Source organism: Plectonema radiosum NIES-515 (assembly GCF_025753815.1).
Taxonomy (GTDB): Bacteria; Cyanobacteriota; Cyanobacteriia; order Cyanobacteriales; family Nostocaceae; genus Hassallia; species Hassallia radiosum_A.
Genome location: NZ_JAOWRF010000411.1, coordinates 1 through 13,069 on the forward strand (window position 1 = coordinate 1; position 13,069 = coordinate 13,069).

13 protein-coding genes are annotated in these 13,069 nt (G+C 40.7%); 7 read left to right on the forward strand and 6 right to left on the reverse strand.

The window, feature by feature from the left end; genetic code table 11:
- The first annotated feature begins 241 nt into the window (after positions 1-241).
- A complete protein-coding gene (gene tftA, locus OGM63_RS29105) occupies positions 242-1,594 on the forward strand; it encodes a hormogonium tapered terminus morphoprotein TftA (protein WP_263749238.1) in 1,353 nt (450 codons plus the stop codon).
- Between the two features lie 270 nt (positions 1,595-1,864).
- Here the strand turns inward: tftA and OGM63_RS29110 are convergent, their stop codons facing one another.
- The gene (locus tag OGM63_RS29110) at positions 1,865-3,805 is read right to left on the reverse strand and encodes a nidogen-like domain-containing protein (protein WP_263749239.1); all 1,941 of its coding nucleotides are present in this window, start codon (positions 3,803-3,805) and stop codon (positions 1,865-1,867) included.
- Between the two features lie 89 nt (positions 3,806-3,894).
- Positions 3,895-5,190 (reverse strand): hypothetical protein, encoded by a 1,296-nt coding sequence (locus tag OGM63_RS29115; RefSeq protein WP_263749240.1) that lies wholly within the window; start codon positions 5,188-5,190, stop codon positions 3,895-3,897.
- Between the two features lie 727 nt (positions 5,191-5,917).
- Here OGM63_RS29115 and OGM63_RS29120 point away from each other — a divergent pair.
- Positions 5,918-6,175 (forward strand): hypothetical protein, encoded by a 258-nt coding sequence (locus tag OGM63_RS29120; RefSeq protein WP_263749241.1) that lies wholly within the window; start codon positions 5,918-5,920, stop codon positions 6,173-6,175.
- A 141-nt stretch (positions 6,176-6,316) separates the two neighbouring features.
- On the opposite strand, the gene OGM63_RS29125 is transcribed toward OGM63_RS29120, so the two are convergent.
- Complete coding sequence (locus OGM63_RS29125; protein ID WP_263749242.1) at positions 6,317-6,724, reverse strand: hypothetical protein; 408 nt, start codon at positions 6,722-6,724, stop codon at positions 6,317-6,319.
- Between the two features lie 901 nt (positions 6,725-7,625).
- Here OGM63_RS29125 and OGM63_RS29130 point away from each other — a divergent pair.
- Positions 7,626-8,522: a phytanoyl-CoA dioxygenase family protein gene (locus tag OGM63_RS29130; protein WP_263749243.1), complete on the forward strand. Its 897-nt coding sequence runs from the start codon at positions 7,626-7,628 to the stop codon at positions 8,520-8,522.
- Between the two features lie 29 nt (positions 8,523-8,551).
- On the opposite strand, the gene OGM63_RS29135 is transcribed toward OGM63_RS29130, so the two are convergent.
- Positions 8,552-9,487 (reverse strand): DMT family transporter, encoded by a 936-nt coding sequence (locus tag OGM63_RS29135; RefSeq protein ID WP_263749245.1) that lies wholly within the window; start codon positions 9,485-9,487, stop codon positions 8,552-8,554.
- Positions 9,488-9,674: 187 nt separating this feature from the next.
- Here OGM63_RS29135 and OGM63_RS29140 point away from each other — a divergent pair, with 187 nt between their 5' ends.
- Both OGM63_RS29140 and OGM63_RS29145 read left to right on the forward strand, forming a co-directional pair.
- Positions 9,675-10,022 carry a hypothetical protein gene (locus OGM63_RS29140; protein WP_263749246.1) on the forward strand — a complete coding sequence of 116 codons (348 nt, stop codon included), beginning with the start codon at positions 9,675-9,677 and terminating at the stop codon, positions 10,020-10,022.
- Between the two features lie 308 nt (positions 10,023-10,330).
- On the forward strand, positions 10,331-10,567 hold the full coding sequence (locus OGM63_RS29145; RefSeq protein WP_263749247.1) for a hypothetical protein: 237 nt from the start codon (positions 10,331-10,333) through the stop codon (positions 10,565-10,567).
- Positions 10,568-10,826: 259 nt separating this feature from the next.
- Here the strand turns inward: OGM63_RS29145 and OGM63_RS29150 are convergent, their stop codons facing one another.
- On the reverse strand, positions 10,827-11,399 hold the full coding sequence (locus tag OGM63_RS29150) for a pentapeptide repeat-containing protein (protein WP_263749248.1): 573 nt from the start codon (positions 11,397-11,399) through the stop codon (positions 10,827-10,829).
- 14 nt (positions 11,400-11,413) lie between these two features.
- Between OGM63_RS29150 and OGM63_RS29155 the strand changes: the two genes are divergently transcribed.
- Positions 11,414-11,923, forward strand: coding sequence for a YraN family protein (locus OGM63_RS29155; RefSeq protein ID WP_263749249.1), 510 nt, complete (start codon positions 11,414-11,416; stop codon positions 11,921-11,923).
- Between the two features lie 70 nt (positions 11,924-11,993).
- Here the strand turns inward: OGM63_RS29155 and OGM63_RS29160 are convergent, their stop codons facing one another.
- Positions 11,994-12,383 (reverse strand): hypothetical protein, encoded by a 390-nt coding sequence (locus OGM63_RS29160; RefSeq protein WP_263749251.1) that lies wholly within the window; start codon positions 12,381-12,383, stop codon positions 11,994-11,996.
- A 261-nt stretch (positions 12,384-12,644) separates the two neighbouring features.
- On the opposite strand from OGM63_RS29160, the gene OGM63_RS29165 reads away from it, so the two are divergent.
- A partial coding sequence (locus OGM63_RS29165; protein WP_263749250.1) for an S-adenosylmethionine:tRNA ribosyltransferase-isomerase occupies positions 12,645-13,069 on the forward strand: 425 nt, incomplete at its 3' end.

Genomic DNA, 13,069 nt, shown 5'->3' on the forward strand with positions numbered 1-13,069 from the left:
GTGGGGAGTGGGGAGTGGGGAGTGGGGAGTGGGGAGTGGGTAGTGCGTAGTGGGTAGTAGATAACTGTTAACCGTCAATCGTCAATCGTCAACTAACAACTAACAACTAACAACTAACAACCAACAACCAACAACTAACAACTAACAACTAACTCCCGATCGCTATTATATTCTTGTTCCAAAGCCAAGAAAGATGTATAGAATCACTAATTGCTTAATTTTCTCAGAGGAAATACTGAAGATGGGACGTATTTTTATTTCGGCAGCTCACGGAGGCAAAGAAGCAACACGAATCGATCCTGGTTCAATTGCGGGTGGTACAACCGAAGCTAGGGAGATGATATTGCTGCGAGATTTGATTGTGACAGAATTGCGATCGCGTACTTTTGAAGTTTTAGCGGTTCCGGATGACTTAAGCGCAGCGCAAACTATCAACTGGATCAATTCTCGCGCACGCGATCGCGATGTGGCGTTAGAAATTCATGCTGATGCTGCCAGCAACCCTTCTGTGCGTGGAGCTAGCGTATTCTACATCGCCAGCAACGACGAGCGTAGAAGCAACGCCGAACTACTGCTGGTGGGGTTATTGCGTCGCGTACCCCAACTACCAAATCGGGGAGTCAAGCCAGATACAGATAGCGGATTGGGTAGTTTGGCATTTTGTCGGCAAACAGCGATCGCATCAATGATAATGCAAGTTGGTTTTCTCAGCAGTCCAGACGATCGCGCTTTATTACAAAATCGGCGTCGCGACTTTGCCTTAGGAATCGCCGATGGACTTGCATCTTGGAGTGGTACAATTGATCCGGGTTCTGCTCCTACCCCAGATCCAAATTATCCGCCAATCAACATCAAAATCAACGGGCAAAATTACTCCGAGAAAGGAATACTAATTAATGGTAATGCATACATCCCCATTGATTTAGTAGATCGTTTGCGAATCGATTTATCAAAAGCACCTAACGTCCGTCGTCTTACCTATCGCAAAGTTGTTTATGTCAAAGCAGTCGAATTGCGAGATTTTAACATTTCGATTAGCTGGGACAGTACCAGTCGCACTATCTCTTTACGCTCCAATTTGGTAATTAATCCTAATCAAATTGACCAAATTATGGCGCGTGGTTATACCTCAGAAGTGCAGTTACAGCTATTCCTCAAAAACAACAACGAAAGCGCTTTGACACAGTTTCCCGACTTGCCAAAACTCTATCGAGAAGAAGCCACTGTAGAAGGGGTAAACTATGACATCGCCTTTTGTCAAATGTGTTTAGAAACGGGATTTTTACGCTTTGGTGGTGATGTTAAACGTGAGCAAAATAACTTTGCAGGTTTAGGCACAATTGGTGGTAGTTTAGAAGCGGCGAAGTTTGATAGTGCTAGAACTGGAGTACGAGCGCAGATTCAACATTTAAAAGCTTACGCCAGTCTAGAACCGTTAGTTAATGAAATAGTAGATCCTCGATATCGTTTTGTGACTCGCGGTGTAGCACCAACAATAGATAAATTATCAGGACGTTGGTCAGCAGATTTACAATATGGCACTAAAATTACAGCAATGATCAAACGATTGTATGAATCAGCGGGACTTTTATGAGTGCTGAATCCTAAGTATCAATATCAGATATGAGTTAAATAGACATCGACCTAATTTAATTATGCGTTAATCGAAAAGAATGTAGAGACGCGACCGATCGCGTCTCTACATTCTTTTCCACTCCTATGTCTAATGACAAGATTGCACTCATTTCTAAATTTAACTTCTTTCTCTGCGACTGGAGCGAACGGACACACTCCTCAAACTCCTCCCCCCGCACTTCATTTGTCCTCCTAGAAGTGAGGCAAAAAACTATTTATGCAATCTTGTCTATTGCTTTGGGGTAAAATTTCTTCTCGCTTTCACTCCTCTGTAGTGCCGTAGTTGTTGCCTGCGAGTTTGGAGACTACTTTTTATGCCCCATGCTGCGAGTGCCAATAGTCCCAATGCAGGTGTGGATTCGGGGACAGAAGTAGGGGATTCTGACTTAAATTCACTCCACCAATCAGCGTCGTTGATATAGTTATTCCAGTCAGGATCGTTGATATAGTTATCCGGCAGTTGACCGTCTTCAGCCCAGTTAGCGTCATTGATATCGAAGGATGATTGATATTGGTCTTCAGCCGAGTTAGTGTCGTTGCTATTAAAGGATGATAGTCTCTGGTATGTAACCCGGTCAGCACCATACGTTCTAGCGCATCCACCGCCACCGCTACCACCGCTACAGCCACCTCCATTGTTGCCACCACTACCTTCATAGCCACTACCAGTTTTAGGCACATTCAACCAAATATAACTGTTACTGACGCGCTGACTGATTCCTGCTTGTTGAGAGCCTTCGAGCGAGAATTCAAATGGATTAACAGTTGATAATCCGTCACTCAAACCGACTGCCGCCTGTGTACCGCCAAATCCACCACTTCCACGACTAGCATCACCTGTTTCCCATTGGACATTTTTGTAAAAGAAGCCGATGTTGCCTTCCCCTGGAGGAACAGTATAATCCGGACCCCGTAGCACTAGCTGGAAAGAGGCTAATTTGTCTGCGTGTTCATTAAAATATCCTACCTTGTCCCAAGTGACGATGAGCTGGTTGGGAATATCTCTTCGCAGTGTTACAGTTCCTGCAGTACGTGTATCTACGTCAGCCCAATAAGGGGCAATCATGTGAGGAGAAACTTGTGCGGTGAAAGGGCTTGGTGTGTATGCTCCAATTGGGCTACCAAAAGTAATATTGCCGTTGTTGTTGAGATAGAAATCGTTGTAGGTTTGACCAAAATAGTTAAATGAAAAGTCTAGGGGAATAGCTCCGAAGGAACCATCGTCATTAGGTATGTATCCGCTTGGAGACGAGCCAATTCCACCACCGATGATGTCTGTGTAGTATCCGCGATATGGAGGGCATTGACTGGCACTACTAAAACTTTGACCACTACTCCTAGATTGACAATTAGGATTGTAATTATATTTCCAACCCCATCTAACGCCATTGTAAATTTTCACGTTCCCAACTTCTCTTCCCCGAACTGTTCTGGTTGCGGTCTGTTCGGCTAAGAATAGTTCTGCAGACCAATAAAAGTTCTTGTCCAGTTGTCCTGTTTCTGGAGTTCTGTGTGGATTATCTACAAAACCTCTATATCCTTCGCCAAAAATATTTCTGTTATAAAAAGGATTATCTGTAATTCCTCCGTTGTCAATAAAGCTTTCACGATTACCTACTGACCCACCTACCGACTTAAAGTTAGTAATTACCCGTTGAATCCAATCCAGCCTTTTTGTTTCAGGTCTAGGGTCAGAAGCAGCTGGATTATAATCTACTCGGATTGCGGCTCCAACTGCGCGCTCTGGAATACTAATTGGCTCGCCTAAATCTGCCCCACAACTATTTTGATGACTTTGAACCCCACAAGCATAATATTTTGTGATATTAAAATTTCCTCTTAAGTTACTACCAAGACTAAATCTCCATCCTTGATCTCTAAAAGGTTTCAGTTCTTTCCATAAGCCAAATGTTCCAGCAAATAAGCGGCTTCTTGGAAGTTCATAAACTAATCCTGGTGGCTTGTTCCATGAGGAAGGAATTAATACATCATACGAATCTAATGTTGTTACCCCTCTACCACGGGGAAAAATGGATTCAGATGAATAATTCTCTCTGATAGTACCAGGTTGCGGGGTGGGCGTAATAGTAAACGCCAACCCTGATTTCCCAGTGAGGGTGACTAGTAAGGTAGTTGCTAAAAGAACTAGAGGATATTGTCGTAATTGCATTTTTTATAACTCCTTTACGTATTCAGTTTCAAAAAAGTAATCCCCTCTAAAGCCAGATTGATAAATGGCAATTGTGAAACAACTTAATTTCACAATTGGATTAGTTGGAACTCTACAAAGGGAGTATCCACCCGTCCTGACCAAACTTTTTCTGAGCGCATCTGTTCAATTGATTCCCTTCCTCTTCCAATCCACTCTCTCGTCTGACGAAGTTCTTGATAGCTAAAACGAATTTGATAGGTAGCCAACTTTAGTTGGTTAAACCACCAATAGCCCGCATCTTTCCTCAAAATTAGAAGTCTAACTTGACCAGGCTTATGACCTATAAGTCTGGCTTCGAGAAAGAATTCGATACATTCTCCTGGCATGGCTAGGGGAAAATCAGATTCTTTCGGAACTTTGATAGCATTACTACCACCCCTCTGTTGTATTTGTCCGTCCGCTCCCACCATTTCAGGAGTTAATGTGGCAAAGAAGCTGAAACGATGGGGTTCTGGCGTGTTGTTCGTAATCCTCATTCCTAACTGCAAAGAAGTATAAGCATCGCGTTTTTTCCTCGGTAATCTCAATACTCTTTCGGGCATTAAGGTTTCAAAGCGAATACCATTTACCTCTACTGCACTACCGTTAGGTTCCAAAGGTTGAATCAGGCAAAAATTAACTGATAGTGCTGCCGGATGACTTGACACTGTTGTTGGTGCATTCGTGACTCCTATTGCGCCTGATTCATTGTCGTAACTACTACTAATTTTGTTAAAATAGATAAACCGAAGCTGATGATTTCCCGGTTGGAGTGCATTAAAAGAGCAATGAGTTCTAGGTCTAAAGTATTCAAAGTCTAAAGAAAAGTCTTTGGTAGGGAGTTCTAGGATAAGCAAGTCATTATGCCAAAACAGTCTTCCATCTAAATAGAAACCACTGTCCCTGCCAGGCTGGACTAACCAGGAATTGATATTTGTCGTATCTTCTCGCATATTAAAGTTAGCTAATTTTGAGAACAAGCATTTCAATTTCAATCTCCAACTTTGCTGTTGGGGGATATTTGTTTGGTTTGTGGCATCCTGTTCATTGATAACTAAAAGTCCCTGTAATGTTTGACCATCTGGGTTTATAATTTCTGGAATAAAGGTGTCATACCAACTGACGGGATATGGCTCCGATGTCTTGTTGGTTATCTGAACAACCAGATGTACAGGAGCAATGGCGTCAGGCTTATTTTTTGGTATAGCTAGTGCCACGATGTCTGGTAGTTTAATTTCCAGATGGATGCCATCAGCTTCTAAGGCGTTGCTGTCATTCGATTCAAAATATGTCATGTTGGCTACCCTCTCAATTTTCAGGTCTTCATGCGCCATCACACTTATTGGCGTATGGCTTAATACCATTGTCCCGAAAAAGACTATAATTATGGCTAAAACTGTCGCGATTGAAGTAACGCATGAGATATTTCAAGCGCATTGTGCGAGGGTTGTTATGGAAACCATGCTTCAGTTGAAGGTTCAACTAAAATAAATTATGTGCTACCTATAAAATCTCCTCCCTGATAACCTAAAGGGGTTTCGCTCCCAAGATTTAATCAGGTTAAAGAAGATAATTCCGGAGATTTGTTCAGCCCTTCGCCTCATTATTACCAAGGCAGCAACATCAATATTCTCTCAAATGTCGGGCAGTCAATTTCTCTAAAAGCTTTATGCAAATGCTTTTGAAGTGAAGCTATCAGAAAATTTTTCTCTAGCATAGTTGGTAGATACATAACTCTAATTTTTTTGATGCAAAATGCTTCTTTACTGCGCTTTTTTACCACAGTATGAAAGTCAGAACTTTTCTTTGATTAAGATAAATATACGCCGTTTTTTATAATTCTGCATAGCTCGTTATTCACTGAATTTTCAAACGCACTTCGATGAAGCTAATCTTAATAAAGTAGGCGAGAAAAGGGAAAATGTAAAATCAATATAAAGCCTTCATAGGCAGTCTTGCATGAAGAGTGCATTCAACTTAAGCTAGATAGAGTTTTAATGCTTTTTTTAGATTTTAATACTGCGGTATTTACTGACAAACATCCGTTCTGGTTGTCACTGCACTTATCGAGGGTGGGGAGCATGAAAGAATGTGGTTTTTAATTCCAACTCAGAATATTGGACACAGTTTCTCTACTTATCTACATTAGACATCTCCAGAGTCATACGTAGAGACGTAGCACTTGGTAGTCTCTACAAGGGTTTCGGGCAAGGCATAATTAAATTAGGTCGATGTCTATTGGTAGACAAGTCAATAACTACTGCTTATAACGAAGAATGCGATCGCACGCTCCGTGATCGCCTTCTTCTGATTTCTGAAGTAGGTGCCAGAAATATCCGCCGCTTGTGACCCCACCACGTAAAACTGGGCTTCTTCTTACCAACATTAACAACAACAGTGCGTCACACCCCCCGGAATCACCCCACATATGTAGCGCAACGAACGATTCGCGCTGTGTCGCGATAGGGTAACTTTGCTTACCCCTAAACCCTAACCCCCAATTAAATAACTGCGCCAAACTGGTTGAGAATCCTTGCTATCCTTTTGCGGAAGCAGCAATCGCCAAGTTTTACCTTCTTTTTGAAGTTGTAAATAAACTTCAAAAGGTTTTTGAGGCTGCGTTAACTTTCGTTCTGGTAGTTTGAAGACGAGGTTGTAAGTTCCGCCAATGCGATAAACTGGTAAATTTTGAACCGTTAGGGATTTTTGCTGGGTAATTTTTAGGCGATTGATTTCAAAACCGCGAAAATCCAGATTTAGCTGTCCCTCAAGTTGCTGCTGGGTTTGCTCAAGTTGAATTGCGATCGCTTTTTGCACCAATCGGCTAGTTGGCAAAAATCCACCACTACATGCTGTCAATAGTAACAGCAAAATCGCTGTCAAAATCAGCCGCACCATATCATTTCTTCTCTAATAGTCAAAGCACGATAATATCACGCCGGGTGAGTTCAATTTTCTAAGTAACCATGTCAAAAATTTTATTACTTTTTTCAAAATATACCTCCATGTGATTTCGCTACACAACAAAGTATTAAATTTAACTTTCCTAGCCCTTAGTCCCCATTTACCAGACAACAATACTTGTAATTTATAAAGTTACCGTAATGTATTAGCAGATTTTATAAAGGAATTTTAAATTTATTTAAAACTATAGATAAATAATTGCACACTTTTCGTGTTTTTACTTATAATTTCTCATCATACAACCACATTAAAAGCAAAATCAATAATATTTTCGAGTTTTACAGATGACTTTTCCGAAAAATTAATAAGTTTGCATATGGACAGAATATACTCCAGTTTAATTCTTAAGCAGTCAGAGAAAATCTCCTGCAAATTAACATGCTTTTTATCCTAAAAACCTACCCTGGGTGTAAATTTTCGTGTAAATAGTTTCTGATTACCTCATCATAGCTCTGATAATTTTTCTTTCTTCATCGCATATTAGAGATGGGAATAAATCTCATAGAAAAAAACCAATTATTTTGCTAAATAAAAATCGCACCTTTTCTTGATTTGGTAGTGTTAACCGACTTGATACACCTGTATGATATTACCTTATAATACAGGTGTGTCGATTATTCTCAGGAATTAAGCCTTAATACTTAAGAAAGTATTGCAAATACATTTGTGTGTAAAGCAATCATGAATAAAATTTGGCTAAAAATCAATGCTTCGAGAATATTGAGCTTGGGCTTGCCAATAATTAAAAAAATATTTAATTATCCATCTGCGTCTTTATTTATACAATACTTTTGTGTAATTATAAAATTCTGTACAATCAAACAAGGTTACTTTTATGTACATACTGGCTCAAAAAGCACGTAATAGAATAATAAGAAAGTTAACGCAAATACCATTTGTACAAGCTCAATCTGAGCTTGTTTATCAGAGAGCGCTGAACAAACATCTTGTCAATTTACCTGTTCTTTCAACAAGCGATCGCACTTTAGTCGAGACTATTAAACGTGATGGAGTTGTAATTACTTCATTATCAGCCTTAGGAATTCCTTCTAATCCTCATTTTTTTCAGGTTGCCAAAAAGCTGATGTCAGAAATACCAAAAAGTATTTGTGGTCAAAAAAACGAGTTTGTTGTTCATGCAACTTCTCAACAAATCATGGAGCATCCAGAGATTTTCTTGTGGGGACTTGAACAACGTTTACTTAATATCGTCGAAAATTATCTTGGTTTACCAGCAGCCTATCAAGGCGTATTTTTTCGCAGAGATATCGCCAATGAGGTGGCGATAAAGTCAAGACTATGGCATGTAGATTTGGAAGATAGAAAACTCCTGAAAATAATTGTTTATTTAAATGATGTCAATGAAGATGGAGGTCCTTTTCAATATATTCCCCAGTCTTTAACCTCAACAGTCGTTCAGTCTTTAAAATATCGCCCTCGCTACATAACAGAGGAAATTATGCAACAAGCACTATCTCCATCCAATTGGAAATCATGCACAGGACTTGCTGGTACAGTAATTTTCGCTGCGACTGCTGGCATCTTCCATCGAGGAAAGATACCTGTAGCTGACGATAGATTCGCTGTCTTTTTTGATTACACTTCTAGACAACCAAGACAGCCATTCTACAACACATTGTCTCTGCCTAAAGAAAATTTACTATCACTGGTGAATAATCTTTCCAAAGCGCAAAAAAATTGTGTGTTTTGGCAACAACATAATAAGATTTGAGTCACAAAGGCTGTATTCCCTTTCTCTTATTACCGCAAATAAAACAACAATGCAATTCCCGCGATGGCGATGACGACACCAGCGATCGCTCTCCAGCTGACTTTTTCACCCATGCAAATAGCCAAAGGCATGATAAATAGTGGACTAGTCTGCAATAAAGTCAAAGCAATTCCCACTGGGGTAAATTTAATTGCTGTCTGCTGCAACCAAATACCTAAATAAGTTCCGCAAAAGGCAGCAAAACAGGTTGTCAAAATTACTCGCGTTGATTGCAACTCAGACAAAATTATCCTCCCCCGACGCCAAGATAACCATACTAACGGTAAGAGAATCAACACCCCTGCAATCAACCGAAACAATGATGCCCACAAAGGTGGAATGCTGGTATTGGCAAGTGCTGCACGCGAAAGAACACCCCCAATTGCATTGGCGATCGCTGCTAATAAACCAAAGCCGATTCCTTGCCATAGTTGCGTTGAGGAACTACCACTGCTATCGGGTAATCTTTCAGTCACTACCCAAGCAACTCCCAAAACGGTGAGCAAAATGCCGCACCAAGCATTTATATTCAGCTTTTCTTGAAGAAAAATCTGCGCGATTATTGCCGTCATTGGTGGTGCCAGAGTTCCCATGAGTAAGGTACGACGCGCACCGAAAGAATTTATTGCCGCAAGAAAGGCTAAATCCCCCAAACCAATACCAATAATGCCGCTGAGTAATAATAGAGAAAGGGGAACAATTGTCACGGTTGGGAAAAATTCTCTCCGCACAAAAATGGTGATTGTCAGCAAAGCGATCGCAATTATTCCTTTGAGCAAGTTAAGTTGCAGTGGTGGAATACGTTTCCCCAAAACCCCATACACCACCGAAGCTACAGCCCACAAACCAGCTGCCAACAAAGCTGCCACTTCACCTTGAAAATCTCTGAGTGGGATATTTAAAAAAATATTAAAAATAATCTGCATCCCCTTGTTTAATGCTTAAAACTATTTAATAATACCTCAAATATTTTTCTACACATTAGCACTCACCAGTTGGAAGTGCTAATTATTTTCTGATTTTAATACCTAAAATATAGATAAATATTTAGGTTTTTCCGGCATAATATTTGATATAAGGAAAAACAAGAAAAAATTAACCAAGACAACTGCAATGAAGTACTCTTTTGATATTGTAGGTGTATCTCCTGTTTTGCAATTTTTTAATCATCAACAGATTTACCAAAAACCACAACACCAAGGAGTAGAATACATAGGAACGCATAAATGCACCCTTGATGCATTGATCGAGTCTGTAGAACCAGTTCCACCTAAATGGAATTGGGATTTGGATCAAGTAGTAGATACGGTGATTCAGTTTTGGTTGAACAATTCAGACAGTATTGGCTATTGGAAATCACGTTTAACTGATGCTGGGACTGATAATTTACTAGTGGCAAGAATTGCTGATATCAAAGCTTTACAATCTGAATTTGAATCTTTGCTAGGTAAAAATTGGTAATCATCGCGTTGCTGAACAAAACCCACCCTAGATTGTCACAATGACAATCTAGGGTGGGTCACAGCTTGCTATAGCGCACCCTACGCAGGTTTTATATTTAATTTACTTGACTTACTTAAGTAATTGAAAGCTGCACCTGGTTGTTAAAGTTTTCGCTTTCATCAATTATTAAAGTGGCGAGGGCACTGTTGACAATATAGAATTACTGTGATATCCCAGTGGGAGCATCATTTAAAAAGGCGTTAGTCCATCCCCGCCAAGAGACTTCCTAACGCCCTTGACTCAAACACATAAGGATAACATATATCATGCCACAAAATACAGATTACAGCGATTCCGTCTCTTATTCTGGTGCGATCGCTTATAAAAAGCGCCTTAGTTCTTGGGCTGTTGCTCGTTTGCTTCCCGATACGCAACAGGAGATTATCGCTCGATTCCGCAATCAGTCTGATGCAGAAGGTCATTTGCGGCTTTTACGCCAACTGACACCTAACGTCAGCTTAATGGTAGTTTTTGATTGTCAGAGAAACGAAGCTGTAATTTGAAGTTTTGTGTCAGCTAACACACATCTACTGATTTGTCATAAAATGTAAGCAAAAGTGGTTTTAAATATCTATCCCTGGATGTTTGACAAAAAGCCACTGTCCGGAAATAGACAGCGAAGAATGCAGGGGATTTTCCATACACTTTGAATAAAGTCAAAGTGGCGGAGGCAGAACTACGTTAGACTTTTGTTGAAACTTGCGTGCTAAAAGTAGTCTGAGGGTCAGTTGACCCTCAGGGCTTAATTAGTATTAACTTTGTTTACGAACAAAATAAAGTATCACGGGTATTCCGTCCCGTTGTGGGATTTGTACCTTTGGCAATTTTGCAAAGTTTGTTTTGCTCATCCCGACGCAGCAGCACATCAGTAAAATCTGCCCCGTCAATAATCGCACCATCAAACCTAGCGCTAGCGGCAAAGGCACCTTCTAACACCGCATTTGTCAAATTGGCTTTGATCAAACGAGCTGAGTCTAAAGTCGCATTTGAAAGATCGGCACCCTCTAAATTTACCGACTCTAGATTTGCCGCAAAAAAGCTGACACCGCGCAAATTAGAATGGCTAAAGTTGCTAGAGCGAAGATTAGCTTTAGTAAAGCTAGAATCTGTTAAATCGCGTTTTGAGAAATCAGCTTGGATCAGAATTTCTTTGTTATATTCCAGCGCAAAAGCGTTTGGCACAGAATAGAAAGATGCTGTGATGGAAACTACTAACCAAAGCAATAAACTGAGTATGCTTGCCCAAATGCGATTTCCTGTTTTACCCTGCAACCCTAGCTGAGTTGGAGATTTGGTAAAAGCAATTGTGATGCGATCGCTATCTATAGAATTCATGCTATTTTTAGCCAATGGCGAATCCTCCTTCATCTCATTATCCCCATATCGGTACTTTAGGAGAAGACCTAGTAGCGCAATGGTTACAATCCAATAGTTGGATTGTTCTGCATCGTCGCTTTTCTTGTCGTTGGGGAGAAATTGACATCATTGCCCAATTTCCAAATCAAGGAGATAACTGCCAAAACTCTTATCAGCACTCAATGCTAGCATTTATTGAAGTCAAAACTCGCAGTTCTGGTAATTGGGATGCAGGGGGAAGAAGCGCAATCACCCGACAAAAGCAAGCAAAACTTTGGCGTACAGCCCAGATGTTTTTATCAGAGTATCCTGAGAGAGCGGATTATCCTTGCCGATTTGATGTCGCCATAGTACACTGTCAGCGAATCTCAAAAAAACTGCGCTCTGGGGTTATGGATAGCTCCGAAGTTCTAGCTGATTCCTCACATGGGTTACATCACTTAACCCTGCAAGAATACATTCCAGGAGCTTTCGATGTCAATGACGCTGACTACAATAGCTAATGGCTAATAGCTTTTCCCACGAGCAGCTATTAGCCAGAATTATTCGCAATATTAATTTAGTAGTATGCAATTACGCTAAGGTTTCTGGACAATAGCCCAGTCCCCGGACAAACTGTTGTCTAAACGCTTCAATTTCTTCTTTCTCTGGGTTTCCGTGAGAAACTATCGCTACCTGATAGCGACGCATCACATCAACAGGACACTGCCCTGCTTCCAAACTCCAAAGTGCCATTTGCACTCGCATTGGTGGGTCGTAACTAATTCCTAATTCATTGAAGAAAGCCCGAAAATCGCCATCTTCTTGGGGTGTAACATTACCTTTTAGTTTGACCCTAACCACCCAGCCATCAATTTGATGAATGACGGTGACGAATGAAACAGGTGTCTGAGGTCTGCCGTGGAGGTGTTGAACCACCCTTAGAGTTAAACTGGCATTTGCCAGGTAATACAAATATTCCATCTTGGTGCTTGGGATTAAAGTCAATCCTACATTCTCTATATTTATAGATAGACCCCACTGTTGCCTAGGGTAAAAGCCCCCGTTTTTCTATGGGGAGGTTTACCCAATTTTTATATTCTTGTTTACGTGTTACCTAATAGTATCCATCGTAAAATCTAGGGATGAAATTAAGCGATCGCCTTTGATCAAAGAAAGTTCAAACCAGCTTTTTTCTGAAAAACTATCTTTAGATAGATGCACCCCATACCCGAACTAACCAATATGAATTCAACTTTTAGCCAGGAAGCACAAAACATTGAATTAGATTGTTCATTAGCTGGGTATGACTATGAATTACCTCAAGAACTGATTGCTCAAAATCCAGCACTTCCTAGAGATAGCTCCCGGCTTTTATTAGTAAATTCCCCTAACACAGGCAAATATTCAGCACCCTTAGACCACATATTCCGTGATTTACCGGAGCTATTACAGTCAGGGGATTTGCTGGTAATGAATAATACGCGGGTTCTGCCAGCGCGGTTGTATGGTCGTAAATCCACTGGCGCAGAAATAGAAGTATTGTTGTTAGAAGAACGACGCCACAACTGTTGGTTAGCTTTAGTCAAGCCAGGAAAACGCTTCAAAGTGGGTGCAGAGATTATTTTTGCAGCAAGGGGAAGCGTGGTGTGGGGGATAAGGGGACAAGG

Excerpts from the sequence above, each read along its gene's own strand:
- tftA (WP_263749238.1), top strand. The coding sequence starts at position 242 with ATGGGACGTATTTTTATTTCGGCAGCTCACGGAGGCAAAGAAGCAACA.
- OGM63_RS29110 (WP_263749239.1), bottom strand. The coding sequence starts at position 3,805 with ATGCAATTACGACAATATCCTCTAGTTCTTTTAGCAACTACCTTACTA.
- OGM63_RS29115 (WP_263749240.1), bottom strand. The coding sequence starts at position 5,190 with ATGGTATTAAGCCATACGCCAATAAGTGTGATGGCGCATGAAGACCTG.
- OGM63_RS29125 (WP_263749242.1), bottom strand. The coding sequence starts at position 6,724 with ATGGTGCGGCTGATTTTGACAGCGATTTTGCTGTTACTATTGACAGCA.
- OGM63_RS29130 (WP_263749243.1), top strand. The coding sequence starts at position 7,626 with ATGTACATACTGGCTCAAAAAGCACGTAATAGAATAATAAGAAAGTTA.
- OGM63_RS29135 (WP_263749245.1), bottom strand. The coding sequence starts at position 9,487 with ATGCAGATTATTTTTAATATTTTTTTAAATATCCCACTCAGAGATTTT.
- OGM63_RS29140 (WP_263749246.1), top strand. The coding sequence starts at position 9,675 with ATGAAGTACTCTTTTGATATTGTAGGTGTATCTCCTGTTTTGCAATTT.
- OGM63_RS29145 (WP_263749247.1), top strand. The coding sequence starts at position 10,331 with ATGCCACAAAATACAGATTACAGCGATTCCGTCTCTTATTCTGGTGCG.
- OGM63_RS29150 (WP_263749248.1), bottom strand. The coding sequence starts at position 11,399 with ATGAATTCTATAGATAGCGATCGCATCACAATTGCTTTTACCAAATCT.
- OGM63_RS29155 (WP_263749249.1), top strand. The coding sequence starts at position 11,414 with ATGGCGAATCCTCCTTCATCTCATTATCCCCATATCGGTACTTTAGGA.
- OGM63_RS29160 (WP_263749251.1), bottom strand. The coding sequence starts at position 12,383 with ATGGAATATTTGTATTACCTGGCAAATGCCAGTTTAACTCTAAGGGTG.